The organism is Stenotrophomonas sp. 28608_Sma (genome assembly GCF_056486185.1).
The window spans coordinates 2,813,241-2,830,913 of sequence record NZ_CM151308.1 but is presented as its reverse complement, the minus strand read 5'-3'; the positions used below and the strand labels follow the sequence as shown (position 1 = coordinate 2,830,913).

At 66.6% G+C, this 17,673-nt stretch carries 16 protein-coding genes and 2 pseudogenes; 7 read left to right on the top strand and 11 right to left on the bottom strand.

Annotated elements, in window-relative coordinates:
* Nucleotides 1-11: 11 nt before the first annotated feature.
* Genes ACZLHH_RS13310 through ACZLHH_RS13300 form a run of 3 tightly spaced genes read left to right on the top strand, consistent with a single transcriptional unit; the run spans nt 12 to nt 1,843 of the window.
* The gene (locus ACZLHH_RS13310) at nt 12-1,052 is read left to right on the top strand and encodes a ribonucleotide-diphosphate reductase subunit beta (protein ID WP_024957408.1); all 1,041 of its coding nucleotides are present in this window, start codon (nt 12-14) and stop codon (nt 1,050-1,052) included.
* 25 nt (nt 1,053-1,077) lie between these two features.
* Complete coding sequence (locus ACZLHH_RS13305; protein WP_180844383.1) at nt 1,078-1,545, top strand: flavodoxin; 468 nt, start codon at nt 1,078-1,080, stop codon at nt 1,543-1,545.
* Nucleotides 1,517-1,843, top strand: a complete 327-nt coding sequence (locus ACZLHH_RS13300; RefSeq protein ID WP_032130003.1) for a thioredoxin family protein — start codon at nt 1,517-1,519, stop codon at nt 1,841-1,843. The genes ACZLHH_RS13305 and ACZLHH_RS13300 overlap by 29 nt, the downstream gene beginning before the upstream one ends.
* A 90-nt stretch (nt 1,844-1,933) precedes the next feature.
* Here ACZLHH_RS13300 and ACZLHH_RS13295 read toward each other — a convergent pair whose 3' ends face one another.
* On the bottom strand, nt 1,934-3,265 hold the full coding sequence (locus ACZLHH_RS13295; protein WP_180844374.1) for an Nramp family divalent metal transporter: 1,332 nt from the start codon (nt 3,263-3,265) through the stop codon (nt 1,934-1,936).
* Nucleotides 3,266-3,381: 116 nt separating this feature from the next.
* Between ACZLHH_RS13295 and mntR the strand changes: the two genes are divergently transcribed.
* Nucleotides 3,382-3,852 (top strand): manganese-binding transcriptional regulator MntR, encoded by a 471-nt coding sequence (gene mntR / locus ACZLHH_RS13290; RefSeq protein ID WP_180844375.1) that lies wholly within the window; start codon nt 3,382-3,384, stop codon nt 3,850-3,852.
* A gap of 67 nt (nt 3,853-3,919) precedes the next feature.
* Here mntR and ACZLHH_RS13285 read toward each other — a convergent pair whose 3' ends face one another.
* The 5 genes and pseudogenes from ACZLHH_RS13285 to fabR form a co-directional block, all read right to left on the bottom strand.
* Complete coding sequence (locus ACZLHH_RS13285) at nt 3,920-4,468, bottom strand: thioredoxin-like domain-containing protein (RefSeq protein WP_180844376.1); 549 nt, start codon at nt 4,466-4,468, stop codon at nt 3,920-3,922.
* Nucleotides 4,458-5,432: pseudogene (locus ACZLHH_RS13280) on the bottom strand (TonB-dependent receptor plug domain-containing protein); the annotation flags it as partial. The gene ACZLHH_RS13285 and the pseudogene ACZLHH_RS13280, both read right to left, overlap by 11 nt.
* A gap of 142 nt (nt 5,433-5,574) precedes the next feature.
* A pseudogene (locus ACZLHH_RS13275) lies at nt 5,575-6,607 on the bottom strand (TonB-dependent receptor plug domain-containing protein); the annotation flags it as partial.
* 261 nt (nt 6,608-6,868) lie between these two features.
* The gene (locus tag ACZLHH_RS13270) at nt 6,869-8,506 is read right to left on the bottom strand and encodes an autotransporter family protein (RefSeq protein ID WP_343205598.1); all 1,638 of its coding nucleotides are present in this window, start codon (nt 8,504-8,506) and stop codon (nt 6,869-6,871) included.
* Between the two features lie 1,094 nt (nt 8,507-9,600).
* A complete protein-coding gene (gene fabR, locus ACZLHH_RS13265; protein ID WP_005409961.1) occupies nt 9,601-10,257 on the bottom strand; it encodes an HTH-type transcriptional repressor FabR in 657 nt (218 codons plus the stop codon).
* A gap of 92 nt (nt 10,258-10,349) precedes the next feature.
* On the opposite strand from fabR, the gene ACZLHH_RS13260 reads away from it, so the two are divergent.
* Nucleotides 10,350-11,420 (top strand): ferredoxin reductase, encoded by a 1,071-nt coding sequence (locus tag ACZLHH_RS13260; RefSeq protein ID WP_180844378.1) that lies wholly within the window; start codon nt 10,350-10,352, stop codon nt 11,418-11,420.
* 11 nt (nt 11,421-11,431) lie between these two features.
* The gene (locus ACZLHH_RS13255) at nt 11,432-12,580 is read left to right on the top strand and encodes a fatty acid desaturase family protein (RefSeq protein WP_071229068.1); all 1,149 of its coding nucleotides are present in this window, start codon (nt 11,432-11,434) and stop codon (nt 12,578-12,580) included.
* A 5-nt stretch (nt 12,581-12,585) separates the two neighbouring features.
* Here ACZLHH_RS13255 and ACZLHH_RS13250 read toward each other — a convergent pair whose 3' ends face one another.
* The 5 genes from ACZLHH_RS13250 to ACZLHH_RS13230 all read right to left on the bottom strand — a co-directional run bounded on the left by ACZLHH_RS13250 (nt 12,586) and on the right by ACZLHH_RS13230 (nt 16,611).
* Nucleotides 12,586-12,921 carry a tetratricopeptide repeat protein gene (locus tag ACZLHH_RS13250; RefSeq protein WP_008267331.1) on the bottom strand — a complete coding sequence of 112 codons (336 nt, stop codon included), beginning with the start codon at nt 12,919-12,921 and terminating at the stop codon, nt 12,586-12,588.
* On the bottom strand, nt 12,921-13,496 hold the full coding sequence (locus ACZLHH_RS13245) for a flavin reductase family protein (RefSeq protein WP_033833194.1): 576 nt from the start codon (nt 13,494-13,496) through the stop codon (nt 12,921-12,923). Before ACZLHH_RS13245 ends, ACZLHH_RS13250 begins: the two co-directional genes overlap by 1 nt.
* On the bottom strand, nt 13,493-14,122 hold the full coding sequence (locus tag ACZLHH_RS13240; protein ID WP_180844379.1) for a superoxide dismutase: 630 nt from the start codon (nt 14,120-14,122) through the stop codon (nt 13,493-13,495). Before ACZLHH_RS13240 ends, ACZLHH_RS13245 begins: the two co-directional genes overlap by 4 nt.
* 399 nt (nt 14,123-14,521) lie before the next feature.
* Nucleotides 14,522-16,042, bottom strand: coding sequence for a thioredoxin family protein (locus ACZLHH_RS13235; protein ID WP_478478675.1), 1,521 nt, complete (start codon nt 16,040-16,042; stop codon nt 14,522-14,524).
* A 119-nt stretch (nt 16,043-16,161) separates the two neighbouring features.
* Nucleotides 16,162-16,611, bottom strand: coding sequence for a GNAT family N-acetyltransferase (locus tag ACZLHH_RS13230; protein ID WP_107432390.1), 450 nt, complete (start codon nt 16,609-16,611; stop codon nt 16,162-16,164).
* Nucleotides 16,612-16,677: 66 nt separating this feature from the next.
* On the opposite strand from ACZLHH_RS13230, the gene ACZLHH_RS13225 reads away from it, so the two are divergent.
* Complete coding sequence (locus ACZLHH_RS13225; protein WP_180844385.1) at nt 16,678-17,613, top strand: TIGR03571 family LLM class oxidoreductase; 936 nt, start codon at nt 16,678-16,680, stop codon at nt 17,611-17,613.
* Nucleotides 17,614-17,673 lie beyond the last annotated feature (60 nt).

Here is a 17,673-nt window from a genome sequence, read left to right as displayed (position 1 = left end):
GGCAGAAACCCATGGCAACCCCCCTCGACCGCATCAAGATCCTCGAACCGCGCCATCCCAACCGCAGCACCGGCATCATCAACGGCCGCACCAGCGGCATCCTCAACTGGAACGACATTCCGTACCCGTCGTTCTATCGGGCCTACAAGGAGCTGTCGACCAACTTCTGGATTCCCGATGAGGTCGACATGAAGCTCGATGCCCGCCAGTACGGCGAGCTCAATGCGCGCGAAAAGAACGCCTACGACTCGATCATCGGCCTGCTGGCCACGCTCGACTCACCGCAGACCCGCTTTATCTACAACGTGGCCGAGTACATTACCGACCCAGCGGCGCATGCCAATGCAGCGATCATCGGCCAGCAGGAAGTGATCCACAACGAAAGCTACAGCTACGTGCTGGCCTCGATCACCGACCTGCCGAACCAGAACCGCATCTTCGAGATCGCCCGCACCCACCCGACCATCATCAAGCGCAACGCACCGATCATGGGCGCGTATGACGACTTCATGCGCGAGAAGACCGCCGAGACCCTGCTGAAGTCGCTGATCCAGTCCTCGATCCTGGAAGGCATCAACTTCTATTCCGGTTTCGCCTACTTCTACAACATGGTGCGGCAGAACCGCATGAACGGTACGGGCAAGATCATCAGCTTCATCAACCGTGACGAGCTGGCGCATACCAAGTTCATCAGCGAGCTGATCCGCGCCATCATCGGCGAGAACCCGGAGCTGCAGACCAACGAGCTGACCGCCTACGTGCACCAATCATTCGAACACGCGATCGAGCTGGAGACGCAGTGGTCGTCGGAGGTGCTGGACGGTATCGACGGCATCGACGTGGACGAGATGGTGCGCTACGTGAAGTACCGCGCCAACAAGATGGCCGGCATGCTCGGCATCGAGCGCCTGTACAGCGACACCACCGACAACGTGATGCCGTGGATCAAGGCCTACGCCGACAACTTCACCGAAACCAAGACCGACTTCTTCGAGATGCGCAATGCAAGTTACAAGAAGACCAACGTCGACAACGGCTTCGACGACCTCTGAGCCCAGCGAAGCGCTCAGCATCCTGCTGGTGGTGGCCTCGTTGAGTGGCAACACCCGCGAGCTCGGCCGGCAGATTGCCGAGCGTTGCCGCGCAGCGGGCCATGCGGTGCACTGGCAGGAGGCCGACGACCCGCGCCAGGCCCCGCCGCTGGCGGCCAACGAGGCCGACCTGGTGCTGCTGGGCTGCTGGACCGACAACGCCGGCCGCACGCCGGCGGAGATGAAGGCGTGGGTGGCCGGTATTACGGAGCGCGGCGAGCGGCCACGGCAGCTGGCGGTGTTCGGTACCGGCGAAACGCAGTGGGGGCAGGAGTACTACTGCGGCGCCGTGCACCGGCTGATCCGCTACTTCCGCAGCGACTACCCGCCGCTGGAGATCGAACAGATGCCGCATGGCGTTCGCCATGCCGCGGCCATCGAGGCCTGGACCGACGCGGTCCTGGCCCATTACTGGAGCAACACCGATGCAGATCATCGACGCCACCACGCCTGAGCAGTTCCAGCAGCTGCTGGCCGAACATCCGCGGGTGCTGGTGGATTTCCACAAGGACCAGTGCCCAGGGTGCCGGATGCTGGAGATGTCGCTGCACCGCGTGGCGACCAGCAGTGCAGGGCAGGGCATCACCCTGCTGCGCGTGCAGCTGGAAGTGCTGGGTGAAGCGTTCTTCAGGGGACTGGGGTTGCGGCAGACGCCGACGCTGTCCCTGTTCCGTGACGGCGACGAACGTACCCGCCTGGCCGGGTTCCAGTCGCCGCAGCAGATTGAGGCCGCCATTGCACTGCATCTGTAGAGTCGAGCCATGCTCGACTGCTATTCGCGCGGTGATGGAATGAGTCGAGCATGGCTCGACTCTACAAAGGCATCCACGCATGGCGTGGATCTACTGGCCGCTGAAGGTATCCACCAGCAGCTTCACGTTCAACGCCACGATCACCAGTGCGATCACCCAGGCGATGCTGCCCAGCCAGCGCGGGGCCACCAGCGCGCCCATCGTCACCTTGTCGGTCACGATCCGCACCAGCGGGATGATCGCGAACGGCAGCTGCATCGACAGCACCACCTGGCTCAGCACCAGCAGCTTTACCGCGCCCTGGTCGCCAAACAGCATGATCACCACCACCACCGGAATGATCGCCAGCGCCCGCGTGATCAGCCGCCGCAGCCACGGCGGCAGGCGGAGGTGCAGGAAGCCTTCCATCACGATCTGCCCGGCCAGCGTGGCGGTCACCGTCGAGTTCAGGCCCGAGGCCAGCAGCGCAATCGCAAACAGCGTCGCAGCGGCGCCCACGCCCAGCATCGGCGCCAGCAGCTGGTGCGCCTGCTCGATGTCTTCCACGTCGAAACGGCCATTGGCATGGAACACCGCCGCCGCCAGGATCAGGATGCTGGCGTTGATGAACAGTGCCAGGGTCAGTGCAAGGGTGCTGTCGGTCACTGCCCAGCGCAGCGCGCTGCGTCGGCCTTCATCGGTGCGCGGGTAGGCACGGGTCTGCACGATGGACGAGTGCAGATAGAGATTGTGCGGCATCACCGTGGCACCAATGATGCCGATGGCGATGTACAGCGCGTGCGGATCGGTCACCACCTGCGCGCGCGGGATGAACCCGCCCAGCACTTCCATCACCGGCGGTGCGGCCAGCGCGATCTGCACCACGAAGCAGCCGAAGATCACCATCAGCAATGCGATCACGAAGGCTTCCAGCGCACGGAAACCGCGGTTCATCAGCAGCAGCACCAGCAGCGTGTCCAGCGCGGTGATCACCGCGCCCCACAGCAACGGCAGGTCGAACAGCAGCTTCAGCGCGATCGCGGTGCCGATCACCTCGGCCAGGTCGCAGGCGATGATCGCCGCCTCGCACAGCGCCCATAACGCCAGGTTCACCGGCTTGGGGTAACGCGCGCGGCAAGCTTGGGCCAGGTCCATGCCGGTGGCGATGCCGAGCCGCGCCGACAGCGCCTGCAGGATCACCGCCATCAGGTTGGAAATGAGGATGACCGACAGCAGCAGGTAGCCGAAGCGCGAACCGCCGGCGAGGTCGGTGGCCCAGTTGCCCGGGTCCATGTAGCCGACCGAGATCATGTAGCCCGGGCCGAGGAAGGCCAGCAGGCGGAACCACCAATGGCCCTTGTCGGGCACCGCCACCGAGGCGTTGAGCGCACCCAGGCTGGCCGGAGTGGAGGCCGAAGGGTCGCGGGGTGCCAGGGTGTTCATGGCTCCGAATATAGCTCCTGCTATAGTCATTAGCAATGTGAAACAATCGTCTTTATCGCGTTACTGGTCCAGAATTCAGGTTCAACACCGGAACAACCGGAAGGACAGGCGCAGGCGTGGGCAAGACCGACGATTCGACATCGCTGAAAAGCACCTCCTTGATCGAGGCCGAGCGCCAGGTCGAGAGCTTCCGGCAAGTGCGCGAGGCGCACCGGATGGAGCTGGTGGAGGACTATGTCGAGCTGATCTCGGACCTGCTGGCCGACGGCGGCGAGGCCCGCCAGGTCGACATCGCCACCCGCCTGGGCGTGGCCCAGCCCACTGTGGCGAAGATGCTGCGGCGGCTGGCCCGTGATGGCTGGGTGGTGCAGCGGCCGTACCGCGGCGTGTTCCTGACCCCGGAAGGCGAGGCGCTGGCCCATGCCAGCCGCCAGCGTCACCAGACCGTGGAGCGTTTCCTGCTGGCGCTGGGCGTGGACGCGGATACCGCGCGGCGCGATGCCGAGGGTATCGAGCACCATGTAAGCGAGCAGACGCTGGCGTTGTTCGAAGCGTTCGTGCGCAAGGCCGAAGGCGGGGCGCTGTAACGGTAGCGCCGGGCCATGCCCGGCGGCTGTTCGCGCGGTGATGGAATGAGTCGAGCGTGGCTCGACTCTACAGATCGGGCGGACAATGGGCCTGCTGCTGCGCGCACGCCCGTTTCGTCCATTCCTTCAACACGGGCTGCAGGCCTTCGTAACGCCGGCCTTGCCAGCCATTGGCAAGTACATTCCCGTCTGCATCGATCAGCACCAGATTCGGCGGTGCCAGCCCGGCCAATGCCTGCAGTGCCGGCATGCGCGCGGCACGGCGCGGGTCCAGCACCGGCCACGGCATGTCCTGCGCGTGCATGTAGCGGCGCAGCGCGGCCTCGCTCTCGTCCAGGCTGACGTACACCACTTCGGTGTCGGCGCCGGCCTCGCGCAACGCATCACGCACGCTGCGCAGGGTGGGTACGAAAGCATGGCAGGGCGCGCACCAGTCGGCGCCGAAGTACAACGCCACCAGTTTCGGTGGCGATGACCACTGCATCGGGCGCAGCGAGCGCTGTTCCGGCCGCATCAGCGAGGCCGAGACCTGCGCATGCAGGTCCGCAGCCATCGCCGGTGCGGCCAGCAGCACGGCACAGGTCAGCAACAACGCTCGTAGTGGATCAGAACGCATAGCGCAGGTTGACGTACCACGAGCGCGCGAAACGCGGCCCGTAGACATAGTCGCTGTCGCGCAGCGCGCCGACTTCCAGATCCTTCTGGCGCTGATCGAACACGTTCTTGACGCCCGCGGCCACCGACACTTCCTGCTGCGCCTGCGCGCCCAGGTGACGATGCCAGCGCGCACCCAGGTCGGTCACCAGGAATGAACGCGTGCGGTGCAGTTCGCCTAGCCGGTTGTTCAGCACCGACATCGGGCCGGTGTGGCGCAGCGCGACGAACGTCTCCCACGGCTCGGCGGGCATCCAGCTGAGCTGGGCCAGGCCGGTCCAGCGTGGGGTCTTCAGGTAGTCGCGGCTTTCGATCACGGTGTCGCCGCCGTCGCCGGTGTCGTCGAAGATGCGCTGTGGTTCGCGGAAGCGCGAGCGGTACCACGAGGCACCCGCGGTCAGGCGCCACTGCGGCGACGGCTGCCAGCCGAGGTTGGTTTCCGCGCCAAGCACATTGGAACCGGACGCGTTGTAGCGCAGCTGGCTGAGCTGGCCGTCATCGCCGCGCTGGATCTCGCCCAGTGCGAAGGTGTCGCGGATGCGCGCATACGAGGCGGTGGCATCCCAGCTCCACACCGGATTGGCCGGGTCCGAGCGCCAGTCGAAGCCGAACAGGGTGGTCAACGCGCGCTCTTCCTTCAGGCCGTCGGTGTTGCGCACGCGCACCTGTTCACCACCCAGCGTATCGACATGCACATCCTCGACGAAGATTTCCGGTGCACGGAAGCCGGTGGCAACGCCTGCCCGCCACTTCAGGTTGGGCGTGGCCTGCCAGGCCAGCGCGATGCGCGGCGAGAACACCGCGCTGTCCAGCTCCGAGCTCTTGTCCACGCGCGCACCCAGCACCAGGTCGACGTTGTCGCGCAGGCTCCACTCGTCCTGGATGAAGGCGCCGAGGTTGTGGAAGGTGGCATCTTCCCCCCCCGCCGCCCCCCCCCCCCGTGTTGTGTGGCGCCGCCCCCCGCGTGTGTTGTGTCCCGCGGGGGGCCGCGCGGGGGCCCCCCCCCCCCCGTTCGGGGGGGGTGGGGGTGGGGGGGGGGGGGGGGGGGGGGGGGGGGCGGGGGCCCCGCCCGCGGGGCCGCGCCCCCGGCCCCGTTGGGGTCCAGCTGCGACGGGTCATAGCCCGGCGCCGACGGATCGGTGACCACGTCGCCCAGGCCGCCATAGAAGCTGTCGCGGTCGATGTCGGCGAAGGCATAGGCCAGGCGGAAATCGACGTCGGCATTGATCTCCTGGTCCCACGACACGCTGCCGCGCCGGTACTTCGTATCCAGCGATTCGGCGATGTTGGCCAGGTATTCCGGCTGGTCCAGGCGGTTGCCTCCGCGGCGGGTTTCATCGGTCACCTGCAGGTCCAGGCGCAGGCGTGTGCCCGGCGTGGGGGCGTACCAGGCCTGCAGCCCGCCGACCTTGAGGTTCTTGCGGGTGATCTCGGTGTAGCCGTCGCCGTTGTAGTCGATGCCGCTGTTCCAGTTGCGCTGGGCGATCACTGACAGGCCCGCGTCTGCGTCCTTGGCGACCAGGTCCAGCCGCACGTCGGCGTTCTTCTGCGGCGTACCCTTCAAGACATCCACGCCGGCCTGCACATGGCCACCGCTGCGCGCCGGCAGCGGCGGGATCAGGTTGATCACTCCGGCCACCGCGCCCGGGCCGTACAGTGCCGAGCCGCCGCCCTTGACCACTTCGATGCGGTCGACGAAGCCTGCCGGGATCTGTTCCAGGCCGTACACGCTGCCCAGCGTGGACAGCAGCGGGATGCCATCGAACAACAGCTGGTTGTAGGCGCCGGGCAGGCCCAGCAGCTGTACTTCGCTGGTGTTGCAGTTCTGGCAGTTGCTTTCCACGCGCAGGCCATTGATCAGCTCTGCGGCGCGCGAGAAGTCGGTGGCCGCACGCAGCGCGATGTCTTCCTTGCGCAGCACCTCGGTGCGGATCGGCACGTCCGACAGCAGGCGTTCGCTGCGGGTGGCAGTGCTGACCTTGACCTGCACACGGTCCAGCTCGGTCGGCTTCGGTGTGGCTGCCAGCGCGGGCAACGGCAGGGTCAGGGCGATGGCGGCAGCCAGAGGCAGCCGGCGGGATAGGGGTCTGGAAACGGGCATGAGGGCGTCGTCCTTGGGAGAGGAAAGGCGGCGAGGGCGACCTGGCTGACGCATATGAAAGCAGAGGGTCATAGATATAGCAAATGCTATATAGATGAGTCCTGGCAATCATGAGGACGAGGGCTCAGGTCGGATCATCGCGGACGACAGTGTTATAACATTACATTGCGTCAGCAAAACCCTGCCGGATGTCATGCCCGGCAGGGTGCGATCGAAATCGAGGAACGCCGCCCCGGTCTGGCCCCCGGGGCGGCGAGGGGCTTACCAGGCGGCGCGCAGGCCCATCTGGGCACCGTGGTTGCGATAGCCGCTGTCGCCACGCTGCACACGCAGGTCACCCCATGCGCTCCAGCGCTGGCCCAGCTGCAGCTGGGCACCGGCCTGCACTTCGTAGCGGTTCTCCGGCGTCTTCGCGTTCAGCGACTCGCTGTTGAAGCGCATCGACGCGTCGCGCTGGCCACGCAGCCAGTTCGCCGCCAGGAACGGCTGCACGCGGTTGCCCTGCAGCGTGCCCTGGCCAAACAGGCGTACGCCGAGGCGGCTGTTGAGGCCGCCGCCGCGACCATCCTCGACCGTGGTGCCATTGTTTTCGACCAGGCTGTCGCCGTCGTAGTCGGTCCAGGTCAGCTGCGCCTGCGGCTGCAGGTACAGCGTGCTGGCCTCACTGCTGCGGATGGCCCAGGCATAACCGGCTTCCAGCGATGCGCTCCGGGTCCTGGAATCGTAGGTCTCGCGGGCGATGCCTTCGCCCTGCACCTCGTTGTCGAAGCGCGCCGCCTGCAGCCAGCCGTCCACATACAGGCCGGCACTGCTCTGTGCATCCTGCACCCAACCCAGGTAGACACCGGCCGACTTGCCCTTGACCTTGCCGCGGGTGCCATAACCGCTCAGATTCGACACCGCCTGCGTGGTCGCCTCGCCGGTGCCCAGCATCACGCCGACCTGGCCACGGCCATCGCCCCAGCGCCAGACATCGCTGCCCAGCTGCAGGGTGTTGATGTGGGTACGGGCATCGACCTGGCCGGCCACGTTCGCCTGCAGCTGGTCACGCCCGGCGCGCACCCAGGTGCCGATGCGGGCGCGGTCGAAGCCGGGCTCGCCGCGGTCATGGCGGCGCAGCTGGAACATCTGCACGGCCGCGGCCTGGTTGGCCAGGTACGCGCCCGGCTCCGGACGCAGCACGGGGACCGGATCGACGGGATTGACCGGGTCCACCGGATCGACCGGGTCCACAGGATCGATCGGGTCCACAGGATCGACCGGATCCACCGGACCAGTGCCCTGGCACTCCGGCAGCGCCGGATTGATGTCGCACGGATTGCCGGTGTAGGCCGAGGTCAGGTACCAGTTGCCGTTGGTCGCGCCCGGAGTGCCCTTGCGCAGGAAATACTCGTACATGCCACCGATGGCGCGGCCCTGCATGGCGAAAGTTGCGGTGGAGGTGCCATCGACCTGCACCAGCGGAATGCCGTTGATGGTCTGCGCACCGGCGCCATTGATGTTGTTGACCACAATCCGGGTGCTGCCGCTTGCATCGCCGGTGACGTGCACCTTCGAAGTCGGCGCATCGTCGGCGGCCATCACCGTATTGAAGTGCAGCGTGCCGCCCTGGCCGACATAGTTGCCGTTGACGGTCAGCTGGCGGAACTCACCCGGCCCGAGCAGGATGTCGCTGCCTGCACCCAGAGTGAGATTACCCGTGTTGCTGTCGCCGGACAGCGTCCAGCGGCCGCCCTGGTCGACGATGACGTCGGCCGGGCCGAGGATACGGCCGGTGAGGTCGAGGCCGTCAAGGAAGCGCAGCGTGCCGGTGGCGGTATCGGCGATGGTGATATCGCCCTTGAGCGTGGAGGTGCGGGCGGTGACGTCAAATACTGAGCTAGCGCGCCCTTCGATCACGACATTATTGCTGCTGGAAAGCGTCGATCCGTTTTGGATTGCTACGCGGACAGGGTATCCCGTCGTGGTGCCGCCAATAAGAAGCGCCGGCCCGCTTGTTGTTGCAACATGTGAAGAATCGAGGAGCAGTCCCCAATCCTGCATGCCCGCCGAACCTGCGATTGCGCTGTTCGTGAGGCTGATGCCATAGGCACTTCCGACGACCTTTGTGTTGGCTTTCAGGTTGAGGATTGTGCCAAGGCTGCGAATCCCTTGCGCAAAAGTGCTTCCCTCCGAGTCCAGTCGGCCGCCGCCGCTGCCGGTGAAGGGCCCATTGAAGGTGCTGCCTGCCGTCGTAAGGTGTGGCCGAGTAAGTCCAGCATAGCCTGAGCCGACGAAGATTGAGAGGGTGAATTGGCCATTCACGGTCGAGTTGTGCAGCGTGCCAACACTATTGAGCAGCCGCATGCTGGAAATACTTGCGCCATTCGCAATGACCTGTGCGGGTTGACCTCCAGAATAGTTGGTGTCGATTCGGTTGGTCGTGGCTCCTTCCACAATCAGCGTGCCACCGTTTACGTCGTAGGGTTGAGGTAGTGAGCCTGCATTCACCACAAGAGTCTGGCCTGGATTGACGGTTGCTGCGCCGGCTGCACCAGAAGTGGCAATTAGCAATACTGTGGCGATAGCCCGAGCTAGATCGGATTGGTTCTTGGTGGAAGGAAACTTCGGCGTGAACTGCATCATGCGCATGGGTGTTTCTCCTTGAAGCCTATTGGGGGGACCTGCGTCCGCAGGGCCGGAGGCGGCACTGTGCGGATCGGGTCTTGCCTGGGCCATGCAATTAATCTGAAACGACTGCAGCGGTACTTGCCGGATTCAAACCCCGTTCAATAACTCACCAAGCTGAATGGAGTGCGCGGTCTGAATAATTCAGCGTGCGTGAGAGCGTAGTGAATGGCGCGTGCAGGATGCTCAAGCTGCGCATCTGCAATCTAGATCTGTGATGGCGGCCACGGTTCATCGGCGCCGTGGCGCTGCGTGGCGGGGGGCATGGAGTCGGGGACGGCTCAGAGCCCTTTCCTCTGGAAAGGGATCCGACCCAGGGGCCTCGATCAGCCGCGGCGGAACGCGGCGGGGGTACGGGCGCCGACGATGATCATGCGGATCATCGTGGAGATCTGCTCGACCAGCTCCGGATCCTTCTCCGGCGGCAGGTCCATGGCGGTGGCACCCATCGCGAACACCAGCCGGGTGATGGCCTTGGCCACCAGTTCCGGGGCATGCAGTACGGCGCCATCCAGTGCGGCCAGGCGCACCAGGTCGTGCTGCAGCTCTTCCTCGAAATAATGCAGCTCGCGTTCGACCGCGTGCTTGAAGTCGTCCGAGCCGACCGCGCCCTCGCGCAGCAGCACGTGCAGCAGCTTGTCGTCGGCGCGCAGCTGCTCCATGAAGGTCTCCACCGAGACCCGCACCACGCTGGTAGCGGTGGAGGTGGCGCGCTGCCGGGCCTCGCCGATGATGGTGCGCAGCGAGCGGCCGGCCGCATCGATCAGCGCCACGGCCAGTTCGTCCATGTCGCGGAACTGCCGGTAGAAGCTGTTCGGCGCGATGCCGGCCTCACGTGCCACTTCGCGCAGGCTGAGCGTGGACAGGCTGCGGTGCGGCCCGATCAGTTTCAGGGCAGCAGCCAGCAGATCCTCGCGGCTCACCGTACGGCGGGCCGGGCTGTTGGCATCTTCGGGCGTCGACAAAGCGGTGGCGGCGGCCATGGGGGTTCCGGTGGGGCGAGGCTGAATCATACCCAATCCGGTTCAATATACACATGTATACACAGGTGTATGTGCGCCCGTATAGTGCGCCCATGAGCGCTGTCGTCCGTCCGTCCCTGTTTTCTCCATACCGCTGGGTCTCGCCGTCGCTGTTCGATTTCTGGGCGGGCCAGCTCAATCCCCTGTGGACCCTGCGCGAGCCGGTGGCCCGCCTGGTCCGGCGCGAGCCGGCCGGCGAGGGCGCGGCGACCCTGGTCCTGCGCACCAACCGGCACTGGGCTGGCATGCGCGCTGGCCAGCACGTCACCCTCGGCGTCGAGATTGAAGGGCGCCTGTGGCAGCGCAGCTACAGCCCCACCGCACTGGGTCGGCGCGAGCTGGCGATCACCGTCAAGGCGGTCGATGGCGGCCGGGTCAGCCAGCATCTGGTCAATCATGCGCAGCCGGGCGAACTGTTCCGCCTCGATGCCGCCTTCGGCGAATTCCATATGCCGGCCGCGGCGCCAGTGCTGCTGCTGGCGGCCGGCAGTGGCATCACGCCGATGCGCAGCCTGTTGCGCGAGGCCTGCCAGCGTCCGCTGGCGGCGCCGGTGGACCTGTTCTACTGGGAGCGCACCGCTGCCCATCTGCAGTTCCGTGATGAACTGCAGGCGCTGGCCGCAGCGCATCCGAACCTGCGCGTGCATCTGCTGACCACCCGCGAGGGTGAGGCGCCGGCCGCGCGTATCGATACCCACGATCTGCAGGTGGCCGGCGATGACACGCCGTTGGCGCAGCGCCATGTGCTGGCCTGCGGCCCGGACGGCTTCGTTGCCGCCGCGCGCGAGCGTCTGGCGCACCAGGTGGCCGGCTTCCAGGCCGAAGCCTTCACCCCGCCAGCGCCGCTGCGCGATGCCGACAGTGAAGGCGAAGTCTCGCTGACACTGGCCCGCAGTGGCCGCCAGCTGAGCGTGCCGCGTGACCGCTCGCTGCTGGAAAGCCTCGAAGCCCATGGCATCAAGCCCAAACACGGCTGCCGCATGGGCATCTGCAACAGCTGCTCCTGTGACCGTGTAAGTGGTGCGACCCGCCACCTGCGCACCGGCGACCTGCAGTCCGAAACGGCGCAGCCGGTACGGATCTGCGTGAGCGCACCGACCACCGACCTGACCCTGGATCTCTGAGGACGCCTGCCATGACCCGCGCTACCGACCGTGCCCTGAGTACTGCCGAGATGCATGCCTTCGGTGAGGAACTCGACGCGATCCGCGACCGCGTGATCGGCAGCCTCGGCGCCTCCGATACCCGCTACATCCGCCGCGTGGCCGCCGCCGTGCGCTGGTTCGGCGTGGGTGGCCGTGGCCTGCTGTTCCTGGCGGCGTTCTCGCCACTGTTCTGGATGCCGCTGCTGTGGCCGGCCGCGATCACCGGCACGCTGCTGCTGGCGCTGTCGAAGATCCTGGAGAACATGGAGCTGGGCCACAACGTCATGCACGGCCAGTTCGACTGGACCGGCGACCCCAAGCTCAACGGCAACACCTACGAGTGGGACATCGTTGCCACCGCCGACAACTGGCGCAAGACCCACAATTTCCGCCACCACACCTACACCAACGTGCGTGGCATGGACGATGACATCGGCTACGGCCTGCTGCGCATCTTCCCTGAACAGCGCTGGAAGCCGTTCTACCTGCTGCAGCCGATCATCGCGCCGATCTTCGCGCTGCTGTTCCAGTGGGGCGTGGCCGCGCAGGACCTGCGCCTGGGCCGCTGGCTGAAGGGCCGCATGAGCAGCCGTGCGATGTGGCTGCAGACCCGTCCGGTGGCGCGCAAGATGCTGCGCCAGGTGCTGAAGGACTACGTGTTCTTCCCGCTGCTGGCCGGTCCGTTCTTCCTCACCGTGATGCTGGGCAACCTGGTCGCCAACGGCCTGCGCAACATCTGGACCTATGTGATCATCTTCTGCGGCCACTTCACCGCTGAATCGGAAACCTTCCCGAAGGAGTGCCTGCGCAATGAGTCGCGCGGTCATTGGTACCTGCGCCAGCTGCGCGGTTCGTCGAACATCAGTGGTGGCTTCCTGATCAATGTGCTGTCGGGCAACCTCAGCCACCAGATCGAGCACCACTTCTATCCGGACCTGCCGGCCAACCGCTATGCGGCCATCGCCAAGGAAGTGAAGGACATCTGCCGCCGCTACGGCCAGCACTACAACAACGGCTCGCTGCCGCGCCAGTTCGGCCAGGTGGTCTGGCGTATCCTGCGCCACGCGTTCCCGAGCAAGCCGCGCCGCCTGCCGATGTCGGACATCATGTCCGCACCGGCATCGGCCAACGCGGGCTGATCGACTCAGCCCGCCTTCGCCAGGGCCGCCTGTTCGCGGTCCAGGCGACGCAGGAACACCTGCATTTCCTTGCGTGCCTGCTGGTCGCCCTTGCTGCCGGCCACGCTCAGCCCGCGTTGCCACGCTTCGCGCGCCGCCTGCGGCTGGCCACTGGCCAGCCAGGCCTTGCCCAGCAGCTTCCACGCCGCCGAATACTGCGGATCAAGGACCACGCAACGGCCCAGATGGGTTGCCGCGCGCACCGGGTTGCCGGCATCCAGCCAGCCCTTGCCCAGGCCGAAGCGCAGCAGCGCGCCGTCCTTGCCGCTGGCGAGCATGCATTCCAGAGCCTCGATGTTCATCAGCGCACCTCCACCAGCAGCTCGGCCGGTCCCGGCTGGAAGCGGCCGCGATGGAACAGCAGTGGCGCGCCGCCGTTCTCGTGCACTTCGATGATGCGGCCGGCCAGCAGCAGGTGATCGCCCACCGGCCACTGCGCATGGCGGGTGCAGGTGAGATGCGCTACCGCACCGGCGATGCGTGGCGGGGCGTCCTCGTCGTCATCCAGCAATGCCAGACCGTCGAAGCGGTTGCGTACCTGCGGATCGGCAAAGCGCCGGGCCAGTGCTTCCTGGTCGGCCGCCAGCACGCTGATCGCAAAGCGGGTGGCGCGCTGGAAGGTGGAAAGACTCTGCGCGTGCAACGCCAGGTTCCACAGCACCAGTGGCGGCTGCAATGACACCGGCACGAACGAATTGATGGTCAGGCCGATGGGCTTGCCCTGCGCATCGCGCGCGCAGACGATGGCCACGCCGGTAGGAAAGTGGCCGAGCAGCCGCCGCAGGGCACGCGGCGGCATCTCGACCGACGGCACCGGGGCCGGGGCGGGGAAGACCCCCGCCCACGGCCCGGCGTACGGCAGTGTCTCGCCGCTCATGAGGCCCGGGCCTGGCGGTAGCGCCGGCCGACCTCGGCCCAGTTGATGATGTTGAAGAACGCACCGATGTAGTCCGGGCGGCGGTTCTGGTAGTGCAGGTAGTAGGCGTGTTCCCAGACGTCCAGTGCGAGGATCGGGGTATTGCCGGACAGGCCGACCGTTGCACCCATCAGCGGGCTGTCCTGGTTGGCGCTGCTTTCAACCTTCAGGCGGCCGTCGCGATCGCTGGTCAGCCAGGCCCAGCCACTGCCGAAGCGGGTCTGCGCGGCCTTGGTGAAGGCCTCCTTGAAGGCATCGAAGCCACCCAGATCGCGGTCGATGGCGGCGGCCAGCTCATCATCGGGCGTGCCGCCGTTGGCGCTGAGCACGGTCCAGAACAGGCTGTGGTTGGCGTGGCCACCGCCGTTGTTGCGGACTGCGCCACGCTGCGCCTCGGGCGCGGCATCGAGGTTGGCGATCAGCGCCTCGACCGGCTGCTCGGCGATGCCGGCCTGCTCGATGGCGGCATTGAGGTTGTTGACGTAGGTCTGGTGGTGCTTGCTGTGGTGGATCTCCATCGTGCGCGCATCGAAATGCGGCTCGAGGGCGTCGTAGGCGTAGGGGAGCGGGGGAAGCGAGTACGACATCGAAGCAATCTCCGTGGGGAAGGCCAGACGGGCTGGCCGTGGGGAGACTGTTATCGCACCTCAACATTGGTTGAGGTCAATAGATCAAGAGGTCAAGACGGAGGCATGGTAGTGCCGGCCGCTGGCCGGCATTCAGCGAAGGTCGGGTTGCCGGCCAGCGGCCGGCACTACCAGAACCCGCTTTCCGAACCCTCACCGGCGCGCTGAAGCGCTGCCCGCGCTCGCAGGAAACTGTCAGGAGGGGGCGGGGGCCGCTGGACAGGACCGTTGGCGCCAAGGATGGCGCCATCGAGCACCATGGAGGGGCTTTTGCGTGTCCTGGCCAGCGGCCCCCGCCCCCTCCCACACGGATCAACAAAAGCGCCGGCAGGCGAACCCGCCGCCAGCGCTTTCATCAACTCAGCTCAACCAGTCCTTGCACGCGCCATCCACCTGGTCACCGCACGCCTGCTGCATCCGCTGCTGCAGCCGTGCCAGCGTCTCCGCACCCTGGTGCTTGCCGCTCCACGCCTTCAACTGCCCGGCAAGTCGCTCGAAGCGCTGGCGAGTGCGCTGGTGGTAACCCGACGGCTGTGCCTCCAGTTCGGCGATCAGCGACGCGGTCGCCTGCTCGATGCGTGGTGCATCGTCCGGCGCCAGCTTCAGCAGGCCTTCCACGTACAGCACGCCCCATTGCACGCGGGTGGCCGGGCCCTGTGCACCATCGTAGGCGCGCTTCAACCACTCCAGCGCGCCGGCGGCGTCGCCGCGTTGCTCGGCCAGTTCGGCCAGCTCGGGCATGTAGTAGTACGGCTGCTCGCTGCGCTTCAGCTCGGCCAGCAACAGTGCCTCGGCACCCGCGTCGTCACCTACCTCGCGCAATGCGTACACCGCGCTGCTGATCGTGGCCTGGCGTGCATGCGCATCGGTGGCGGCGGCATCGGCAGCGGCCACGCGCTGCTTGACCCGCTCGACCAGCGGCGCGGGCAGTGCGCCCTTGGGCTGTTGCTGGCGGGCCAGCGATACTTCGGTCAACGCACGCGACAACGCGTCGTCGGCGCGATCACCGCGCTCGGCGTCGGCACGCTCCAGTGCGACCAGCAGCTGCTGTCCGAGCGTGTTGCTGGTGGCCGGCCCGGCACTGGCCTGCTTGACCAGCTGCACGCCTGCATAGCCGAGCAATTCACGGTTGCGGCGCACTTCCGCCGGTTGTGCCAGTACGGCCTGCAGCAGCTCGCGCACTTCGGTGGGCGAGGCATCGGGCTTTTCGGCTGTGGCCAGAGCCAGCAGGGCGAAACGGCGCTGCAGGGCGGCGTCGGGTGCCGCCTTGGACAACTGGCGCAGCACATCCTGGCTCCTGCGCTCGCCGGCCAGGCGGTTGGTGTCCACTTCCCAGCCGTAGTCGCCCAGCACCTGCCAGTCTTCGGCGGCCAGCCGGTCCGGCGTTGCCAGCGCGGTGGCCAAGGTGGTGGCAACAGCACTGCGGCGGCCTGCAGCGACGGTCAGGGCCCGGGTCAGTTCGGCGGCGTCATTGCCGCCAGCCACGCGGGTGATTTCGTTGCGCTGTGGGTCCAGCACGATCAGCGTGGGATAGCCGCGCACGCCGAAGCGTTCGCCCCAGGCCTGCGCACCTTCCTCGTCGCCATCCAGGTAGACGGGAACGAATTTGCTGGTCAGCGCGATGAAGGCCGGGTCCTTGAACAGGCCCGCCTTGAGCTGGTTGCACGGCGGGCACCAGACCGCACCCCAGTACAGCAGCACCGGCTTGCCGCTGTCGGCGGCTTCGGCGAAGGCATCGTCCACATCGCCCTGGCGCCAGGCGATGGCGGATGCCGGCGCGGGTGCCTCGGCGGAGTTGGCGGTGGATACCGGGGCCGGGGTGCAGGCGCTCAGCGCCGAGGCCAGCAGCAACACGGAAAGCGCGACGCGCATCGGCAGCATCTCGAAGGGCAGGGTGACAGGCCATTGTAGGAACCGCCGGGGAGCCTGCTGATTCAGTTTGCTTATGACAGGCGTGCCGCAGGGCATGACGCCCACCGGGCATTGCCGGACGGATGCCTTCAGGCCGCTGCCCGCACCATCTGCTGGTACACCAGCCCGTTGATCTCGCCGACCTCGCCATCCAGCACAAAGCCATAGCGCAGGTAGGTAGGTACTGCGTTGAGCGAGGCGCGCACCGTCAGTACCGGCTCGCGTACCTGCGGCAGCACGGCTTCGAACAAGGCATGGCCGATGCCCTGGCCCTGGCAGGCGGGATCGACGAACAGCATTGCCAGGTGCCGGCCCTCCTTCAGTTCGACCACGCCGACCACGCGCGCATCCTGTTCGGCCACCAGGATGTGGTTGTCACCCTGCAGGCGCGCACCAAATGCGTCGGCTGCTGCGACACTGCCGAAGGTGGCGATACCGGCAGCGCTGAGCGAAGGCGCCACCGCTGCAGTGAACGCAGCCAGGCACACCGCGCTGATCGCGGGCAGGTCATCGACGTGGGCAGGGCGGATCGTCAGCATGTAGTGTTCTTCCAGTGGTGGGCGGCGCGTCATCGTCGCCGCAGGCCTGCGCGCTAAGCTGGCGGCATGAGTGATTTCAATCCTGCTTACGTTGCCTTGTTTCCGCAACAGGGTCTGAGCCTGGGCCTGATGACGCCTGTCGCCGCACATGGGCTGGCCGATCCGCATGAAGCCAGGCGGATCGCACGGCTGGCCGATGATCTTGGCTTTGCCGCGCTATGGACCCGCGATGTACCGTTGATGGTGCCGCAGGGCCCGTATGCAACAGCGAGTGCGCTGGATGACCCGTTCCTGTGGCTGGGCATGCTGGCTGCCGCGACCGAGCGCATCGTGGTCGGCAGTGCAGCCATTGTGCTGCCACTGCGGCAGCCGTTGCAGGTGGCGAAGTCGGCGCTGAGCCTGGACCGGATCAGTGACGGGCGCTTCGTGCTGGGCCTGGGTTCGGGTGACCGCCCGGAAGAATTTGCTGCGTTCGGCGAGGATCTGGAGGGCAGGGCGGCGACGTTCCGTGAGCGCTGGACGTTGTTGCGCGCAGCGTTGTCACCAGAGGCCGATGAACGGACCGCCGTACTGCAGGCGACCGGTGGTTTCGACGTGTTGCCGGCGCCGGCAACGCGCATTCCGATGCTGGTGGTGGGTACTGCGCGGCAGAGCCTGCAATGGATCGCGCGTGAAAGCGAAGGCTGGGCCACCTATCACCGCGAGGAGGTTGCGCAGGAAGGACGCATCGGCCTGTGGCGGCAGGCACTGGCGCAGCGCGGCGGGCCAGGCAAGCCGTTCGTGCAGTCGATGCTGCTGGACCTGCAGGCGGATCCCCAGGCGCCAGCCGAGCCATTGCCGCTGGGCCTGAAGGTCGGCCGCGATGGTCTGCGTGACTATCTGTGGCGCGTGCATGCGCAGGGCGTGGCACATGTGATGTTCAACCTGGTCGACAACGGGCGGTCGATGGACGCGCTGCTGCGCGAGATCGGCGAGCAGGTTCTGCCGGATGTGCTCCGGTAGGTGCCCACCCTGGTGGACACGTTCCAGCAGTCGAGCACGGCTCGACTCTACATCGGGTTC

What these genes read in the sequence shown, in the direction of transcription:
- ACZLHH_RS13310 (WP_024957408.1), top strand. Translation starts at nt 12, where the DNA reads ATGGCAACCCCCCTCGACCGCATCAAGATCCTCGAACCGCGCCATCCC.
- ACZLHH_RS13300 (WP_032130003.1), top strand. Translation starts at nt 1,517, where the DNA reads ATGCAGATCATCGACGCCACCACGCCTGAGCAGTTCCAGCAGCTGCTG.
- ACZLHH_RS13295 (WP_180844374.1), bottom strand. Translation starts at nt 3,265, where the DNA reads ATGAACACCCTGGCACCCCGCGACCCTTCGGCCTCCACTCCGGCCAGC.
- ACZLHH_RS13285 (WP_180844376.1), bottom strand. Translation starts at nt 4,468, where the DNA reads ATGCGTTCTGATCCACTACGAGCGTTGTTGCTGACCTGTGCCGTGCTG.
- fabR (WP_005409961.1), bottom strand. Translation starts at nt 10,257, where the DNA reads ATGGCCGCCGCCACCGCTTTGTCGACGCCCGAAGATGCCAACAGCCCG.
- ACZLHH_RS13260 (WP_180844378.1), top strand. Translation starts at nt 10,350, where the DNA reads ATGAGCGCTGTCGTCCGTCCGTCCCTGTTTTCTCCATACCGCTGGGTC.
- ACZLHH_RS13255 (WP_071229068.1), top strand. Translation starts at nt 11,432, where the DNA reads ATGACCCGCGCTACCGACCGTGCCCTGAGTACTGCCGAGATGCATGCC.
- ACZLHH_RS13250 (WP_008267331.1), bottom strand. Translation starts at nt 12,921, where the DNA reads ATGAACATCGAGGCTCTGGAATGCATGCTCGCCAGCGGCAAGGACGGC.
- ACZLHH_RS13245 (WP_033833194.1), bottom strand. Translation starts at nt 13,496, where the DNA reads ATGAGCGGCGAGACACTGCCGTACGCCGGGCCGTGGGCGGGGGTCTTC.
- ACZLHH_RS13240 (WP_180844379.1), bottom strand. Translation starts at nt 14,122, where the DNA reads ATGTCGTACTCGCTTCCCCCGCTCCCCTACGCCTACGACGCCCTCGAG.
- ACZLHH_RS13235 (WP_478478675.1), bottom strand. Translation starts at nt 16,042, where the DNA reads ATGCTGCCGATGCGCGTCGCGCTTTCCGTGTTGCTGCTGGCCTCGGCG.
- ACZLHH_RS13230 (WP_107432390.1), bottom strand. Translation starts at nt 16,611, where the DNA reads ATGCTGACGATCCGCCCTGCCCACGTCGATGACCTGCCCGCGATCAGC.
- ACZLHH_RS13225 (WP_180844385.1), top strand. Translation starts at nt 16,678, where the DNA reads ATGAGTGATTTCAATCCTGCTTACGTTGCCTTGTTTCCGCAACAGGGT.